Source organism: Pseudomonas sp. PSPC2-3, assembly GCF_049898265.1.
Lineage (GTDB): Bacteria > Pseudomonadota > Gammaproteobacteria > Pseudomonadales > Pseudomonadaceae > Aquipseudomonas > Aquipseudomonas veronii.
This window is the reverse complement of record NZ_JAFCXJ010000013.1, coordinates 143334-158923: the sequence shown is the minus strand read 5'-3', so window position 1 is coordinate 158923 and position 15590 is coordinate 143334. Positions and strand designations below refer to the sequence as shown.

The 15590-nt window shown below is 59.4% G+C and carries 15 protein-coding genes and 1 pseudogene; 10 read left to right on the top strand and 6 right to left on the bottom strand.

The features are described from left to right. Nucleotides 1-105: 105 nt before the first annotated feature. Nucleotides 106-1281 carry a tetratricopeptide repeat protein gene (locus tag ACP7E3_RS27955; RefSeq protein WP_017848566.1) on the bottom strand — a complete coding sequence of 392 codons (1176 nt, stop codon included), beginning with the start codon at nt 1279-1281 and terminating at the stop codon, nt 106-108. A 160-nt stretch (nt 1282-1441) separates the two neighbouring features. Between ACP7E3_RS27955 and ACP7E3_RS27950 the strand changes: the two are divergent. The 4 genes and pseudogenes from ACP7E3_RS27950 to ACP7E3_RS27935 form a co-directional block, all read left to right on the top strand. After that, nucleotides 1442-1600 (top strand): annotated as a pseudogene (locus ACP7E3_RS27950) (Fic family protein); the annotation flags it as partial. Between the two features lie 365 nt (nt 1601-1965). Further along, nucleotides 1966-2448 (top strand): hypothetical protein, encoded by a 483-nt coding sequence (locus tag ACP7E3_RS27945; protein ID WP_046385050.1) that lies wholly within the window; start codon nt 1966-1968, stop codon nt 2446-2448. Nucleotides 2449-2453: 5 nt separating this feature from the next. Then, a complete protein-coding gene (locus ACP7E3_RS27940; RefSeq protein ID WP_082107806.1) occupies nt 2454-3089 on the top strand; it encodes a DUF1493 family protein in 636 nt (211 codons plus the stop codon). A gap of 269 nt (nt 3090-3358) precedes the next feature. Next, nucleotides 3359-3715, top strand: a complete 357-nt coding sequence (locus ACP7E3_RS27935; RefSeq protein WP_017848567.1) for a DUF1493 family protein — start codon at nt 3359-3361, stop codon at nt 3713-3715. Between the two features lie 86 nt (nt 3716-3801). On the opposite strand, the gene ACP7E3_RS27930 is transcribed toward ACP7E3_RS27935, so the two are convergent. After that, entirely contained in the window at nt 3802-5343 is a 1542-nt protein-coding gene (locus ACP7E3_RS27930; RefSeq protein ID WP_017848568.1) for a phosphoenolpyruvate carboxykinase, read from the bottom strand. A gap of 179 nt (nt 5344-5522) precedes the next feature. Next, on the bottom strand, nt 5523-6425 hold the full coding sequence (gene hslO, locus ACP7E3_RS27925) for an Hsp33 family molecular chaperone HslO (RefSeq protein ID WP_017848569.1): 903 nt from the start codon (nt 6423-6425) through the stop codon (nt 5523-5525). Nucleotides 6426-6551: 126 nt separating this feature from the next. On the opposite strand from hslO, the gene ACP7E3_RS27920 reads away from it, so the two are divergent. Continuing rightward, nucleotides 6552-7355 carry a phosphatase PAP2 family protein gene (locus ACP7E3_RS27920; RefSeq protein ID WP_057005853.1) on the top strand — a complete coding sequence of 268 codons (804 nt, stop codon included), beginning with the start codon at nt 6552-6554 and terminating at the stop codon, nt 7353-7355. Between the two features lie 44 nt (nt 7356-7399). Here the strand turns inward: ACP7E3_RS27920 and ACP7E3_RS27915 are convergent, their stop codons facing one another. Further along, nucleotides 7400-7807 carry an RNA-binding S4 domain-containing protein gene (locus tag ACP7E3_RS27915; protein ID WP_017848571.1) on the bottom strand — a complete coding sequence of 136 codons (408 nt, stop codon included), beginning with the start codon at nt 7805-7807 and terminating at the stop codon, nt 7400-7402. Between the two features lie 116 nt (nt 7808-7923). Here ACP7E3_RS27915 and ACP7E3_RS27910 point away from each other — a divergent pair, with 116 nt between their 5' ends. Genes ACP7E3_RS27910 through rimK form a run of 3 tightly spaced genes read left to right on the top strand, consistent with a single transcriptional unit; the run spans nt 7924 to nt 10101 of the window. Next, nucleotides 7924-8703, top strand: a complete 780-nt coding sequence (locus ACP7E3_RS27910) for an EAL domain-containing protein (RefSeq protein ID WP_261754377.1) — start codon at nt 7924-7926, stop codon at nt 8701-8703. A 31-nt stretch (nt 8704-8734) separates the two neighbouring features. Beyond that, the gene (locus tag ACP7E3_RS27905; RefSeq protein WP_017848573.1) at nt 8735-9199 is read left to right on the top strand and encodes an ATP-dependent zinc protease family protein; all 465 of its coding nucleotides are present in this window, start codon (nt 8735-8737) and stop codon (nt 9197-9199) included. Further along, nucleotides 9196-10101 (top strand): 30S ribosomal protein S6--L-glutamate ligase, encoded by a 906-nt coding sequence (rimK, locus tag ACP7E3_RS27900; RefSeq protein WP_003213178.1) that lies wholly within the window; start codon nt 9196-9198, stop codon nt 10099-10101. Before ACP7E3_RS27905 ends, rimK begins: the two co-directional genes overlap by 4 nt. Before the next feature lie 97 nt (nt 10102-10198). Here rimK and ACP7E3_RS27895 read toward each other — a convergent pair whose 3' ends face one another. Together ACP7E3_RS27895 and ompR are read right to left on the bottom strand one after the other, a co-directional pair. Continuing rightward, the gene (locus ACP7E3_RS27895) at nt 10199-11512 is read right to left on the bottom strand and encodes an ATP-binding protein (RefSeq protein WP_017848574.1); all 1314 of its coding nucleotides are present in this window, start codon (nt 11510-11512) and stop codon (nt 10199-10201) included. A 117-nt stretch (nt 11513-11629) separates the two neighbouring features. Then, nucleotides 11630-12370 (bottom strand): two-component system response regulator OmpR, encoded by a 741-nt coding sequence (gene ompR, locus ACP7E3_RS27890; RefSeq protein WP_003213175.1) that lies wholly within the window; start codon nt 12368-12370, stop codon nt 11630-11632. A gap of 357 nt (nt 12371-12727) precedes the next feature. Here ompR and ACP7E3_RS27885 point away from each other — a divergent pair, with 357 nt between their 5' ends. After that, nucleotides 12728-15052 (top strand): Tex family protein, encoded by a 2325-nt coding sequence (locus ACP7E3_RS27885; RefSeq protein ID WP_046385051.1) that lies wholly within the window; start codon nt 12728-12730, stop codon nt 15050-15052. Continuing rightward, a complete protein-coding gene (locus ACP7E3_RS27880) occupies nt 15052-15435 on the top strand; it encodes a PaaI family thioesterase (protein ID WP_017848576.1) in 384 nt (127 codons plus the stop codon). Before ACP7E3_RS27885 ends, ACP7E3_RS27880 begins: the two co-directional genes overlap by 1 nt. Nucleotides 15436-15590 lie beyond the last annotated feature (155 nt).

The following is a 15590-nucleotide window of genomic DNA, read 5'->3' as shown; positions in this document are numbered from 1 at the left end:
GGGGATTGCTCCCGATGGCGGTGTATCAGTCAGAAATTAACCGACTGAATTACCGCCATCGGGAGCAACCCCCTTCCCACACCTTAGAACGGCCCTACAGCTAAATCAGCGGTTCTGCACACGCTCGATCGCCGTGTCATACACCGGATTGGCCTTCTGTTCCTTGGCCAACTGGTAGTGACGCAACGCATCCGCGAACTGCCCCGCCGCTTCGTAGATCCGCGCAATATTGTAGTAGGCGCCGGCACGCACGGTCGCGGCAGTGGCACCGTTCGCCAGGGCGATGGCCTTGCGGTTGGCCCAGATCGACTCGGCGGTGTTGCCAGCCTTCTGATACGCCAGGCCCAGGTTGCCGTAGGCTTTGCCGAAGCTATTGTCCAGGTCGATGGCCTGACGGAACAGGTCGATGGCCTGGTCCAGGTTACCTGCCTGGTAGGCTGCTTCGCCCTTCAGGTTCAGCTTCTTCGCATCCGCTTGTACCGACGAGCTGACAGCCACTGCGGTGACGGCCACGCTGTCGTCCAGCAGAGGCTTGACCTCATTGAGTACGTCTTCGGCACCGACTCTCACACCGGTGAACGTGTTGATGTCCTGGAAGTCGCCACTACCGGTCATGCGGAATACGGTCCACAGGTTGCCCGCGCGGTTCTGCGGCACGTAGTAGGTGCGTACCAGGGATTGCCCCATGTACACAAACACCTTGGCCTCACTGTTGGACAACTCGTTCGAGTTTGGATAACCACTGTTGGAGTAGTCATGCACGGCATACACGTAGCTTTCGCCGTAGTGCTTCTTCTGCAGGGTAATGGTTTCCGGGCCATAGCTGTCGGTGTCGTCCACATCCAACTCAGCGTCGGTGCCCTTTTTGTTACGGAAGAAGATGTTATTGCCGGGGAAAATCATATGCGAGTCGAGGTCGCGCGGGGTCTTGCCCCAAGTCAGCACCACACGCAGGCCGTCGAGGTTTTCCATCACCGGGCTGATGGCGTAGGTCATGCCGGCACAGGGGCACTTCACTACCAGGTTGGAATAGCCGGGCTTCTTGATGATCAACAGGTTGCTGGCATCATCGGCCGCTTCGCTGGTGAGGGTCACCTGGCCCTGGGCGTTGGTGCGGCCCACTACGTTCTGTGCGCCGTTACGTTGCAGCAGGACTTCGGCGTCGGCGATTTTCTGGTCCTTGACCACCGCACTGAGCACCTCGATCGGCAACTGCTCGGCCTGGATCGAAAAAGCCACTGCACACAATGACATCGCCGAAGCGACACGAAGCAAACCCATGCTTAACTCCCTTTAAGTAGTGGACGGGATCGTCCTACAAGATTTTGCGGTGAAACATACGCTGAATTTAGAGCCCTTGCGGACTTTTTATACAAAATGTGACGTGATTTTATTTCGCTACAATCAAGCCTTGCTACCCCGGTAACGGCGTCCTGCGTAACCGCCCTACGACCTCGACCGCCTGCAACACATCCACCGCACGCTGTTCGACGACATCTACGACTGGGCTGGCGAGTTGCGCAGCGTCAACATCCAGAAAGGCAGCACACTGTTCTGCACCCCGGAACGCATCCCGCCGGAAGCGGCGAAAATCATCCAGGGTGTATCAGTAGGCCTGTCAGTGCCTGATCGAACCACGAACGGCTAAACCAGCTATTAAGCAAACACAACCAAGCCAGCCACACAGCTAAAACTGTGGGAGTGGGCCTGCCTGCGACGGCGAAACTTCAGGCTACATTTCTATACCTGACCCACCGCCATCGCGGGTAAGCCCGACTCCCACAATTGATTGGCTTTGCCCTGCAAATCTCGGTGAAATTGAAAATGCGGGAATCTTCCGTAAGAAACTATCTATTACTACGTAGTCCCCTTCCCAAACTGCTCAAAACACCCGCCCAATCCTCTACATAACCCCCCTTCGCATGGCCGAAACTATTGATCTCTCAACTGCCTCGGCAAAAACCCATGGACATCGAAAGGACTCAACACATCGGCCACTACGGCGTCACCTTCACGGTCATTCGCCTTACCGTTCTCCCCACTCACAAGCATGCTCTGGCAAACCTTTGCTTGTTAGAAGCCGGTGCTTCAGCAAACGAGGTGCGCTATCGACTGGTGGATCTTTATGAAAAGATGTTTGCTCGTGATTTGCCCTGCAAGATGACTGTCGCGATTTCCAAGCCGCTGACCCGGCAACAAGCCGATCTGCTTAACGAACGCGGGACCATCGTCGCCTTATTATTGGCAGGGGCCTTCGGTGCGCCCATTCACCCGCTTTCAAAACCTGTAGCACGCGTCGTTGGCACCACGGTGGGCTTAATCATCAAAAGCATCATCCGTAGCTACCCCGCTGGCGACGTGGTCATTGGAATTGAAGCCCAGGTCGAAGGCGGGATAGGCCCTCAACGCTCCATGTCTGCCATTGTCGTCCCGTTCCTAGGCGGTTAAGCCCAATGATTGAATATCTTCAATGGATCGTTTTTATCGTTTTGGACATTGTCCTTGTCAAAAAAATCAGATCCCATAACCTCAGGAAATACGCAGGCCTGTCCCTACTGGCTGCGGGGCTGATCTGTTCAATATGGCTCCCTTACTGGATAACTGAAATCCAACTTCCCAGCATCCCGATAGGCGCTATCCTAATAGGCTCAGGATTGTTCTTGGACCGCGACCGCTACAGTCGAATCAGGTCAACTCACCCGCTACTCGTCGCCCCAACGTTGAACCTGGCCCCCGGTTTTCCTGACGATCCTGTCATGCTCCATCTTCTGCAGCTAATTCATGAAGATGTAGGTCTGCCCAAACACCAAATCATAACCATCAATACCTCAATCAACCATGATCTCGGCTGTAACGGCGTCGAGGCAAAACAACTGATGGCAGCGCTGAAACAATATTTCGGCATAAACCTCGGCGACTATAAAAACAACCGCTACTTCAAGCACCGAGGTTTTGATGCGTACTTACGACTCGTGGAAAGAGGCTGCGAGGGAAAGATCCCGCTAACCATCCACATGCTCTATCAAGCCGTCAAAGCCAAACGCTGGGATACCCGAACACTCGAAGCGACGGGACCTCAGAAACGATGAATTTCTACCTGCAATCAATGTGTTTCCTCGGGTTCTACCTTGTGCTGCACTACCAAATAACCGACTGCACGCTCAGAAAGCGCTTGGCAATCACATTTCTCGCAACCGGCCTGATTTTCACCTTCCTACTACCCTACGTAGCAGTAATCCTTAGAATGCCCTTCCTGCCTGTTTTTCTATTCTTGATAGGCTTGGCACTCTTCATCACCCGAAACAAATTTCGCCTCAAACGCGACCGTCCCCCTCATCCACTCCTGCGTGCTCCCACCATGAACCTCGCCCCCAACTTCCCCGAAGACCCGGTCATGCAGCAACTCCTGCAACTGCTGCACGAAGAAATCGGCCTGCCGAAACACAAGACCATTCGCCTGCAGACCTCACTCAACTTCGACCTGGGCTGCGACGGCAGTGAAGCCAAGCAACTCATGGAAGCGCTGGAACAGGAATTCGCCCTCGATCTGGGCGACTACGACACTTATCGTTACTTCAACCCACCGGTGTTTGATGTGTTCCTCAAGCGGCGGGCCAAGGGGCGTGGCGAAAAGGTGCCGCTGACTATCGGCATGCTTTATCTGGCGATCAAAACCCACAGCTGGGACACGCAGACGCTGGAAAACTTGAGCTAACCGGCAAAACAGCGGCAGGCGCCAACTGACCGTTCGCGCACAAAAAAGCCGCCCACAAGGGGCGGCTTTTTCACAACGACCGAATCTTACAACTTCGGACCCGCTGCCTTGATCGCATCGCTCACGTCAAACTTCTTGAAGTTCTCGATGAACAGACCCGCCAGCGCCTTCGCCGCTTCGTCGTAGGCAGCCTTGTCAGCCCAGGTGTTACGTGGGTTCAACAGGCCGGTCTCAACACCCGGTACAGCCAATGGCACGTCCAGGTTGATGGTGTCGAGGTGTTGCGTTTCAACGCCGATCAACGCGCCGCTCTGGATCGCTGCGATCACGCCGCGGGTGGTCGGGATGTTGAAGCGTTGGCCGACGCCGTAGCCGCCGCCGGTCCAGCCGGTGTTGACCAGGTAGACCTTGGAGCCGAAGCCGCGGATGCGCTTGATCAGCAGCTCGGCGTATTCGCCGGCCGGGCGTGGGAAGAATGGCGCACCGAAGCAAGTCGAGAACGTCGACTTGATGCCGCTGCCCGAACCCATTTCAGTCGAGCCCACCAGTGCGGTGTAGCCGGACAGGAAGTGGTAGGCCGCTTGTTCTTCGCTGAGGATCGACACAGGCGGCAGTACGCCGGTCAGGTCGCAGGTCAGGAAGATCACAGCGTTTGGCTCGCCGCCGAGGTTCTTCTCGGAACGCTTGGCCACGTGCTCGAGCGGGTAGGCGGCACGGCTGTTCTGGGTCAGGCTGACATCGCTGTAGTCGGCATGCTTGGCCTCGTCGATGACGACGTTTTCCAGCACCGCGCCGTGCTTGATGGCTTTCCAGATAACCGGCTCGTTCTTCTCCGACAGGTCGATGCACTTGGCATAGCAACCGCCTTCGATGTTGAACACCACGCCCTTGCCCCAGCCGTGTTCGTCGTCACCGATCAGGTAACGGCTTTCGTCGGCGGACAGGGTGGTCTTGCCGGTGCCGGACAGGCCGAAGAACAGGGTCACGTCGCCTGCTTCGCCAATGTTGGCGGCGCAGTGCATCGGCAGTACGTCGGCGGCCGGCAGCAGGAAGTTCTGCACCGAGAACATGGCTTTCTTCATTTCACCAGCGTAAAGCATGCCGGCGATCAGCACTTTTTTCTGGGCGAAGTTGAGAATCACGCAACCGTCGGAGTTGGTGCCGTCACGCTCAGGCACGCACTCGAAGTTGGCCACGTTGAGCACTTGCCACTCGTCACGGCCGGCCGGGTTGTACTGGGCCGGGTTGATGAACAGGCAACGACCGAACAGGTTATGCCAGGCAGTCTGGGTGGTCATCTTCACGGCCAGGTAGTGGTCTTCGGAGGCCCCTACATGCACGTGGGAAACAAAATGTTCTTGCGCGTTGTTGAACGCCTCGACGCGAGCCCACAGGGCATCGAACTTGTCGGCCGGGAACTTGCGGTTGATCGGGCCCCAGGCAATGGCGTCCTGGGTCGAAGGCTCTTCAACGATGAAACGGTCGACTGGCGAACGGCCGGTACGGTGACCGGTTTCTACGACCAGTGCGCCAGTATCGGCAAGCACGCCTTCACCGCGCTGCAGGGCTTCTTTGACCAGATCGTCAACACTCAGATCGGTGTATACGGCGTTATTGGCTTGCGTCATGAGGTTCCCCGTCGGCCTGTGGCCGAGTGCTCCAAACGTTTTGTAGTAGAAAGTTGCGCACTACTACCGCGAAAAAAGTGGGCCGGATTATGCCAGAAAAGCCCAAAAAAAGTAGGGCCCTCCCGTCAGAACAGCGCTAATCCGGCATTTGTCAGGTGATTTACCTGTGCTTAAACGTTTTAGTGGCGGGTATCGGAGGGGGTACCGATACCGGCGCCGGCGAACAATTGGGCGATATCGGCGGCGTCGAACAGGTAGCGCTGGTTGCAGAACTGGCAGTCGATTTCGATCTGACCACCGTGTTCCACCACCAGATTTTGCGCATCTTCCAGACCGAGACTGACCAGCGCGTTCGCCGAACGCTCGCGAGAGCAACTGCAATGGAAGCGCAAGCCCTGCGCGTCGAACAGGCGCACAGTCTCTTCGTGGTACAGGCGATGCAGGATGGTTTCGTTGTCCAGGGCCAGCAATTCTTCGGCGGTCAGGGTGCCAGCCAGGGCGGTGAGGTTGCGCCAGCTTTCGGCGCGTTCGTCGTCGTCCTTGATGCGGTCGGCGGGCAGCTGTTGCAGCAACAGGCCACGGGCGCGCTTGCCGTCGGCGTTGAGCCAGAAGCGCGTGCCGATCTGCTGGGACATAACGAAATAGTTGGTGAAGCAGTCCGACAGGTTTTCGCCGTCGAGGTCGACGATGCCCTGGTAACGCTGGCCGTCGGTCGGGTCGACGGTGAGCGCCAGCACGCCGTTGGGCATCAGGTCGGCCAGGGTCGCGTCCGGGGCGATCAGATCAGCCTCATACCGGGCCAGGCCACGGATCTCACGCTCGCTGGAACACTCGATCATCAGCAACGGGACCGGACCTTCGGACCGCGCCTGCAGGATCAGCAACCCGTCGAATTTCATGGTGCCTACCAACAGCGCCGCCGCCGCCATCAATTCACCGAGCAGTTGCGCGACCGGCTCCGGATAGGGGTGCTTGGCGAGGACTTCGGCATAGCTGCGCTCCAACGAGACCAGTTCGCCGCGGGCGTCGTTCTCGTCGAAGATGAAGCGTTGGGTGAAGTCGGTATCCGGTAAATCAGTCATAGGTCTAGGTATCTGAATTGATGACAAAATTGTTACAACGTTTATAAAATTGAACGCTTTAGCACCATTTTGGTGCGGCTCTCTCCTGGAAACAGAGAGCTTATATAGAGCAAAGAGGGACAGTTTATGAACAATCCGGGTTTGTTCCAAGCCAAGTGGAACCTCCGGCGATGGGCTTTTTGCAATCTACTCGCATTCGGGCTGCTGTGTTTTTGGCTGTGGCCCACAGGCCAGATGCTATGCGTGTTTTTCGACGAGTGGCTGTTTCACCTGTTCAATGCCCCCCTGGCGAGCAATCCGACCTGGCTGCATGTGTGGGCCGTGGCCAGCCTGCGGCCGTTTGATGCGGTGGTCGGCGTGATTCTGCTGACGCTGTTGATTCGCGGCGATTGGGTGTTCAAGGCGGCGCAGGTGCGCCAGGCGTTTCTTGGCTTCTTCGGGATTCTGCTGCTGTTGCTGTTTATCCGCATGCTGTTTTCCAAACTCGCGGCGCAGATGGGTTGGCAACACAGCAGCCCTTCGATAGTGCTCAGCGGCGCGATTCGGATGAGCGACTATTTCCCGGGGCTGGAGAAAACCTGGGAGTTGAAAGACCGTTCGAGCCAGAGTTTCCCTGGGGATCATGCTTCGGTGCTGCTGATCTGGGGAATGTTCATGACGGTATTCGCCCAGCGGCGGGGCCAGGTGCTGGTGATCTGGGGCCTGGCGTTGTTGTTCATGATGCCGCGGCTGGTGGCGGGCGCACATTGGGCGCAGGACGATTATATCGGCGGAGTGTTGCTGGCACTGCTGGCATTGGGATGGGGCTATTACACACCGTTTGCGGCAAAGGTGTCGCAGGTGTTGCTACGGCTGACCGCGCCGGTGTTCGGGTTACTCGCCAAGCTGCCGGTGATCGGGCGATTGAGCGTCATGCGCGCATCCTGCTGACGCCCCACATCTATCGATCTGCTTTGCGCTGACGATGTGCGCGGTCAATCGTCATTACCGCTGCCGCGAAACTTGAACAGGTCGCGGCGCTGCTTCTTGCTCGGCTTGCCATCGGTGGTCATGCCTGTGGCGCCGGCCTTACGCATCGCCGCTGCGTTTTCGCGCTTGGCGACGCTGGCTTCGGTCTCGGCATACAGCGCCTGCGCTTCGGGCGCGCCCCGGCGCACGCTGGAAAGCGCCTGGACCACGACAGTTTTTTCGTCAAATCCGATACGAATCTGCAACTCATCACCCACGCGCGGCTCTTTGCCCGGCTTGCAGCGTTCGCCGCGATGATGCACCTTGCCACTCTCGATAGCAGCCTTGGCCAAGGCACGGGTTTTATAGAAACGCGCCGCCCACAGCCATTTGTCCAAACGGATTTTTTCTTCCTCTGCCTGCTTCTGAGCCACTTGAATTCCTCGTTCTGAAAAATGTCGCAACTTTACTGTTGAAACCCTTCGACGCATAAACCCCAAGGCTCACCTAAGATACGCCAGGTAGCCCCCTGTTTTCGCGAGGATACCCTGTGACCGACTTCCCGACTTCACTCACCTCGCCCAACCAGCATTGCGTGGGCTGCCAGCAAAGCGAGCCCTTGGGTTTTGATTTTGCGTTCGCCTACCAACCGATCGTAGACCTTCGCGACCATTCGGTTTTTGCCCACGAAGCCTTGGTGCGGGGTTCACAGGGCGAAGGGGCGTTGTCGGTGCTGGCCCAGGTCAACGATAGCAACCGCTACCGTTTCGACCAGCGTTGCCGTACCCAGGCAATCGCCGGCGCCGCGGCCCTGGGGATGCAAACCTGTCTTTCCATCAATTTCATGCCCAACGCGGTGTATCGACCCGAACTGTGCATTCGCAGCACCCTGGAGGCCGCCCGCACGCACAATTTTCCGCTTGACCAGCTGATTTTCGAGACGCTGGAAAGCGAACACATAGATAACCATCGCCATTTGACGAATATTCTGCGTGAATACCGCGAATTCGGCTTCAAAACTGCCATCGACGATTTCGGCGCGGGCTATTCGGGGCTGAACCTGCTGGCCGATTTCCAACCTGACTTGATCAAACTCGACATGGCGCTGATTCGCGATGTCGACCAGGATCGTGTCCGCCAGGTCATCGTCCGGGGGATTGTCACAATCTGTGAGCAGTTGGGCGTTACTGTCATCGCTGAAGGCATTGAAAGTGCCGGTGAGCGCGACTTCCTGTCCGACTGTGGAATATTTCTGATGCAGGGCTACTGGTTCGCCAAGCCCGCATTCAACGCGCTGGCCGAGGTTTCCCCTCAAGCCTGGGCGAATTGACCGGTTACCCATATTGAAGACATTTGACCATTTGACCGTTGTCGGTCTGCGTGAGTGGGTGGCACTTCCCGACTTGGGAGTGGCAGGCCTGCGCGCGAAGATCGACACCGGTGCCAGCACTTCGAGCCTGCACGCCACCGATATCGAACCCTTTGAGCGCGACGGTGAGAAATGGGTGCGCTTTACCGCACACCTGGGCAGCGTTGTGCAGTTGCGTCACCGCCGCTGCGAAGCGCCGCTGGTGGCGATGAAAACCATCAAGAGCTCCAATGGTCATGCGCAGGTGCGCTATGTGATCAGCACCACCCTGGCGCTGGGCGACCGGGTATGGCGGGTGGAATTCACCCTCGCCTGCCGCAAGGCCATGCGCTACCGCCTGCTCCTCGGTTCCAAGGCGCTGATTGACGGCCAGTTGGTGGTCAATCCCGGCGTCAAGTACGTTCAAGACAAGCCGGTGTTCCCGGTCTCCACTATTTCTGCCCCAGGTGCTGCATGAAGATTGCTGTGCTGTCGCGAAACCCGCGTCTGTATTCCACCCGCCGCCTGGTCGAGGCCGGCACCGAACGTGGCCACGAAATGGTGGTGATCGACACGTTGCGTGCCTATATGAACATTGCCAGCCATAAGCCGCAGATCCATTACCGCGGCAAACCACTGGAAGGCTTTGATGCGGTGATCCCGCGTATCGGCGCCTCGGTGACCTTTTATGGCTGCGCGGTGTTGCGCCAGTTTGAAATGATGGGCGTCTCCCCGCTGAATGAGTCCGTCGCGATCGCGCGCTCACGGGACAAGCTGCGCTCGCTGCAATTGCTGTCGCGCCGGGGTATCGGCCTGCCGGTCACCGGCTTTGCCCACTCCCCCGACGACATTCCCGACCTGATCGAAATGGTCAACGGCGCGCCGCTGGTGATCAAGGTGCTGGAAGGCACCCAGGGCATCGGCGTGGTGCTGTGCGAAACCGCCACGGCGGCGGAGTCGGTGATCGAGGCATTCATGGGCCTCAAGCAGAACATCATGGTGCAGGAATACATCAAGGAAGCCGGCGGTGCGGATATCCGCTGCTTCGTGGTCGGCGACAAGGTGATTGCCGCGATGAAACGCCAGGCCAAGCCCGGGGAATTCCGCTCCAACCTGCACCGTGGCGGCAGCGCCAGCCTGATCAAGATCACCCCCGAAGAGCGCATGACCGCGCTACGGGCGGCCAAGGTCATGGGGTTGAGCGTGGCGGGCGTGGACATCCTGCGTTCCAACCATGGCCCGCTGGTGATGGAAGTCAATTCATCACCTGGCCTGGAAGGCATCGAGACCACCACCGGCAAGGATGTGGCGGGGATCATCATTCAGCATCTGGAAAAGAGTGGCGGGCCGAACATGACCCGGACCAAGGGCAAGGGCTAGAGGAGCAGTCTTCAGCTTGAAGCTTCAGGCTGCAAGAGACGGGCAGAAGCCGTTTGCTTTTCTCTTGCAGCTCTAAACGTGCAGCTTGCCGCTGCAGCTACACCGCGTCTCGGGGCAACATCAAACCCAACGGCAAGCGCACCCGCGCTTCCAGCCCACCGCCCTCGCGGTTGCGCAACTCAACATTGCCGCCATGCATCGAGGCAATCCGCCGCACAATCGCCAGCCCCAAACCGGTGCCCTTGCCACCCCGAGCACGGTCGCCACGGGTGAAGGGGTTGAAGATGCCTTCCAGCTCGGCCGGGTCGATACCGGCCCCGCGATCCATCACGCTCAGCACCACATAGGGCGCAGCACTGTCACCGGAGACATACGCCGCCACTTCCACATCCGAACCGGCGTGGTGCAAGGCGTTGCCGATCAGGTTGTTCAGCAGGCGCTTCATCGAGACCCGACGCAACGCAAACGGCTGGATCGGCTCCAGGCGCATCCGCACCTGCTCGCCATTCTGGTTGTAGGGCGCTACCACCTCGCGCACCAGGTCCGTCAGGTCGACGACTTCCACCACCTCGTCGCGACCATCGCGGATAAAGGCCAGGAACTGGTCGAGAATCGCGTCCATGTCCTCGATATCACGCACCATGTCGTCCGTGAGATCGGTATGGTTGCCCATCAGCTCCAGGGACAGCCGCAAACGCGTCAATGGCGTGCGCAAGTCATGGGACACGCCCGCAAGCATCAGCTCGCGCTCGCGCCCGGCCTGTTCGACGTCCTCGGCCATCTGGTTGAACGCGCTGTAGACCTCGGTCATCTCGCTGGGCGTGTCGCTGACCGGCAGGCGCACACTGCGCCCCTGTCCCAGCTGGCGGGCGGCGAACACCAGGCGTTTAAGCGGTTGATTGAGCTGGCGCACGAAAATCCACGCGGACGCCGTCGAAAGCAAGCCGATAGCCAGGAACCAGCCCAGTACATTCCAGATCTTCTGCCCTCGCAAAGGGTGCGGATACAGCGGCACCTTCAGCCAATCTTCCCCCAGGCTCGGCGCGCGCACCCACAGCGCAGGTGACACATGCATACGCAGCCGAACTTCGGTGTCGTCGCCCAGTTCCGCCTGCATCTGGCGCTGGTAAATCTCACTGTAGGGCCAATGCTGCTCGCCTTCCGGCACACCTGCACCCGCCACGCGCACCAGTGTCGCCGCCTTGGCGATTTTCTCGCGGTTCTCGGGGTCGGCCGCCCAATAGGCGCGCAAGGTCAGGGCGACACCGTGGCTGTACTGTCGATCCACCAGCACGTCTTCGTTCATCAACAGATAAACCAGCGTGAGTGCCTTGGAAAACAGAACGACGATGAGCACCAGCCAAAGGGTGCGGGAGAAGAAACTTTGCGGGAACCACAGCGGGGTTTTCATAGGAGACAGCTAGACACCTTGCAGGAACGAGCGGCGCTCGCAGAATTGCAGACGCCGGACATCCCGTCGCCCCTCATGGAGCCAAACGCCAGGATGCCCGCCCCTGCAAATCATCGGTCACTTGGTTGCAGTGCCATCCGGCACAAACACATACCCCACGCCCCACACCGTCTGGATATAACGCGGCTTGGACGGGTCCGGCTCGATCATTCGGCGCAGACGGGAAATCTGCACGTCGATGGAGCGCTCCAGAGCGTCCCATTCCCGACCACGGGCCAGGTTCATCAGTTTGTCGCGGGTCAGCGGCTGGCGCGCGTTCATCACCAGCGCCTTGAGCACGGCGAACTCGCCGGTGGTGAGCATGTGGACTTCATCGCCACGCTTGAGCTCACGGGTGGCCAATGACAGTTCGTAATCGCCGAAGGTGACGCTTTCGTCTTCACTGCCCGGTGCGCCCGGCACCGGCGCCGCCTGGCGACGCAATACGGCCTTGACCCGCGCCATCAGTTCGTCCGGGTTGAACGGCTTGGCCAGGTAGTCATCAGCGCCCAGTTCGAGGCCCTTGATGCGGCTCAGCTCATCGCCCTTGGCGGTGAGCATGATGATCGGAATCTGGTTGTTCGCGCCGCGCAGGCGTTTGCAGGCGGTGAGGCCGTCTTCGCCGGGTAGCATCAGGTCGAGCACGACCAGGTTGAACACTTCCCGCCCCAACAGGCGGTCCATCTGCTCGGTGTTCGGCACCGCGCGGGCACGATAACCCTTGGAGTTGAAAAAACGCTCCAGCAGGCTGCTCAGCCCCGGATCGTCATCAACGATGAGAATTTTTTCGCCTTCAGCAGTTTGTGCAGTGCTGCTCATTGGATGCTCCTCTTATCTCGGCGCGCATTATGGCCTAGCTGCCGTTATACGCACCGTGTGCATTGTTAGCAGATTTTTCCTCTACTGCCAGCGAACCCACGCCCTACAACCTGCGGCGCAGTCCCCCCCAAGGACAGAACGCTGGTTATAATGCGGCGCCTTCGTGCAGGGCAACGTCAGATCGTTACCGTTTACTGCCGGGCTTTTTTTCACCCGCTTGTCGTGTTTTTTACGATTTCGAGGGTCAATAGGCAGCCTCTTGACCCAGGCAGCGGCGCCAGTCGGGCCGCTCAACCAGCCTCGTCGGGCCTTGTTTTCCGGGCTTGCGAGCTGCTTTTAAGAATTTCAGGTGGTTTTATGGACAGCATCAACAGCCGCATCGCCGAGGAACTCGGCGTACGCCCCCAACAGGTCGAAGCGGCCGTCGCTCTACTGGATGAGGGCTCCACGGTGCCCTTCATCGCCCGTTACCGAAAAGAAGTGACCGGCAGCCTCGACGACATTCAACTGCGGCACCTGGAAGAGCGCCTGCGCTACCTGCGAGAACTCGACGAACGGCGCATCAGCATCCTCGCCAGCATCGCGGAACAGGGCAAGCTGACCCCGCAATTGGAACGCGACATCAAACTCGCCGATACCAAGACCCGTCTCGAAGACCTCTACCTGCCGTACAAACAGAAGCGCCGCACCAAGGGCCAGATCGCCCTGGAAGCCGGCCTCGGCGACCTGGCCGACGGCCTGTTCAACGACCCATCGCTGAACCCGGATACCGAAGCCGCGCGCTTCATCAACGCTGAAAAAGGCGTCGCCGACGTCAAGGCCGCCCTCGAAGGCGCCAAATACATCCTGATGGAACGCTTCGCCGAAGACGCCAGCCTGCTGGAAAAGCTGCGCACCTACCTGAAGCAGGAAGCCATCCTCAGCGCCCGCGTGATCGCCGGCAAAGAGGAAGAAGGCGCCAAGTTCCGCGACTACTTCGAACACGACGAACCGCTCAAGAGCATGCCGTCCCACCGCGCCCTGGCGATTTTCCGCGGCCGCAACGAAGGTATTCTCAGCTCCGCGCTGAAAGTCGGCGACGAACTGCCGGGCACCATGCACCCGTGCGAAGGCATGATCGGTCAACAATTCGGCATCCAGAATCAGAACCGTCCTGCGGACAAGTGGCTCGGTGAAGTCGTGCGCTGGACCTGGAAGGTCAAGCTCTACACCCACCTGGAAACCGACCTGCTCGGCGAGTTGCGCGACGGTGCCGAAACCGAAGCGATCAACGTCTTCGCCCACAACCTGCACGACCTGCTGCTGGCCGCACCGGCCGGCCCGCGTGCCACCCTGGGCCTCGACCCAGGCCTGCGCACCGGCTGCAAGGTCGCCGTGGTCGACTCGACCGGCAAGCTGCTGGACCACGCCACCGTGTATCCGCACGTGCCCCACAACAAGTGGGACCAGACCCTCGCGATCCTCGCGGCCCTGTGCGCCAAGCACGCGGTGGACCTGATCGCCATCGGCAACGGCACCGCCAGCCGTGAAACCGACAAACTGGCCGCCGAACTGATCAAAAAATACCCAGCCATGAAGATGACCAAGGTCATGGTCTCCGAGGCGGGCGCTTCGGTGTACTCAGCGTCGGAACTGGCTTCCAAGGAATTCCCGGACCTCGACGTGTCGATCCGTGGCGCGGTGTCCATCGCCCGTCGCCTGCAAGACCCACTGGCCGAACTGGTGAAAATCGACCCGAAATCCATCGGCGTCGGCCAATACCAGCACGATGTGTCGCAGCTGAAACTGGCACGCGGCCTGGATGCGGTGGTGGAAGACTGCGTGAACGCCGTGGGCGTGGACGTGAACACCGCCTCCGTCGCGCTGCTGGCGCGGATCTCCGGCCTCAACGCGACCCTGGCGCAGAACATCGTGACCCACCGCGACGAAAACGGTGCGTTCAAGACCCGCGCCGCGCTGAAAAAAGTCGCACGCCTGGGTGAAAAAACCTTCGAACAGGCCGCCGGCTTCCTGCGTGTGATGAACGGCGACAACCCGCTGGACGCCTCGGCGGTCCACCCGGAAGCCTACCCGCTGGTGCAACGCATCGCCGCCGAGACCGACCGCGACATCCGCTCGCTGATCGGCGACGCTGCGTTCCTCAAGCGCCTGGACCCGAAGAAGTACACCGACGAGACCTTCGGCGTGCCGACCATCACCGACATCCTGCAAGAGCTGGAAAAACCCGGGCGCGACCCGCGTCCCGAGTTCAAGACCGCCGAGTTCCAGGACGGCGTCGAAGACCTCAAGGACCTGCAACTGGGCATGATCCTCGAAGGCGTGGTGACCAACGTGACCAACTTCGGTGCCTTTGTGGACATCGGCGTGCATCAGGACGGTTTGGTGCATATCTCCGCGCTTTCGGAGAAGTTCATTAAAGACCCGCGCGAAGCGGTGAAGGCCGGTGATGTGGTCAAGGTCAAGGTCATGGAAGTCGACATCCCGCGCAAGCGCGTCGGTCTGTCGATGCGTATGAGCGACACTCCCGGCGAGAAAATCGACGGTGCCCGTGGCGCCCGCCCAGGCTCGGCGCCGCGCCAGTCGCAAAACAACGCGCCACGCAAGGAAACCGCGACCGCAGCGCCGAGCAACAACGCCATGGCCTCGCTGTTCGCCAACGCCAAACAGTTGAAGAAGCGCTGATGGAGATTCCGGCCGGCTTGACCCAAAGCGCGTTCAGCGAACTGATCGGCTGCCGCCTGCAACGCCTGGAGCAGGGCGTTGCCGAGGTGGCCCTGAGCCTGGAGCCGCAACTGCGCAACCGCGCAGGCAAGCTGCATGGCGGGGCGATTTTCAGCCTGGTCGACATCACCATGGGGCTGGCCTGTTCCAGCGCCCACGGGTTCGACCAGCAGAGCGCGACCATCGAATGCAAAATCAACTACATCCGCGCGGTGGAAAACGGCGAGGTGCTGTGTACCGCGCGAGTGATTCACCCCGGGCGGCGCACGTTGGTGGTCGAAGCCGACGTGTACCAGGGTGAAAGACTTGTCGCAAAAGCGCAGGGCACCTTCGCTGTCCTATAGCTCCCCGCCCTCGATTTGAGTTAATTTCGGCGCTGCGATAACAGCGTCGGAATTTTCTTGCTGCGCTACAGCCCAACTCATGGAGTGATGTAGGCTTTTTCAAAGCGGGTCAAATCGACTCAAAACCAGGCGATCACGCCAGTTTTAACTTCACC

Excerpts from the sequence above, each read along its gene's own strand:
- ACP7E3_RS27955 (WP_017848566.1), bottom strand. The coding sequence starts at position 1,281 with ATGGGTTTGCTTCGTGTCGCTTCGGCGATGTCATTGTGTGCAGTGGCT.
- ACP7E3_RS27945 (WP_046385050.1), top strand. The coding sequence starts at position 1,966 with ATGGACATCGAAAGGACTCAACACATCGGCCACTACGGCGTCACCTTC.
- ACP7E3_RS27940 (WP_082107806.1), top strand. The coding sequence starts at position 2,454 with ATGATTGAATATCTTCAATGGATCGTTTTTATCGTTTTGGACATTGTC.
- ACP7E3_RS27935 (WP_017848567.1), top strand. The coding sequence starts at position 3,359 with ATGAACCTCGCCCCCAACTTCCCCGAAGACCCGGTCATGCAGCAACTC.
- ACP7E3_RS27930 (WP_017848568.1), bottom strand. The coding sequence starts at position 5,343 with ATGACGCAAGCCAATAACGCCGTATACACCGATCTGAGTGTTGACGAT.
- hslO (WP_017848569.1), bottom strand. The coding sequence starts at position 6,425 with ATGACTGATTTACCGGATACCGACTTCACCCAACGCTTCATCTTCGAC.
- ACP7E3_RS27920 (WP_057005853.1), top strand. The coding sequence starts at position 6,552 with ATGAACAATCCGGGTTTGTTCCAAGCCAAGTGGAACCTCCGGCGATGG.
- rimK (WP_003213178.1), top strand. The coding sequence starts at position 9,196 with ATGAAGATTGCTGTGCTGTCGCGAAACCCGCGTCTGTATTCCACCCGC.
- ACP7E3_RS27895 (WP_017848574.1), bottom strand. The coding sequence starts at position 11,512 with ATGAAAACCCCGCTGTGGTTCCCGCAAAGTTTCTTCTCCCGCACCCTT.
- ompR (WP_003213175.1), bottom strand. The coding sequence starts at position 12,370 with ATGAGCAGCACTGCACAAACTGCTGAAGGCGAAAAAATTCTCATCGTT.
- ACP7E3_RS27885 (WP_046385051.1), top strand. The coding sequence starts at position 12,728 with ATGGACAGCATCAACAGCCGCATCGCCGAGGAACTCGGCGTACGCCCC.
- ACP7E3_RS27880 (WP_017848576.1), top strand. The coding sequence starts at position 15,052 with ATGGAGATTCCGGCCGGCTTGACCCAAAGCGCGTTCAGCGAACTGATC.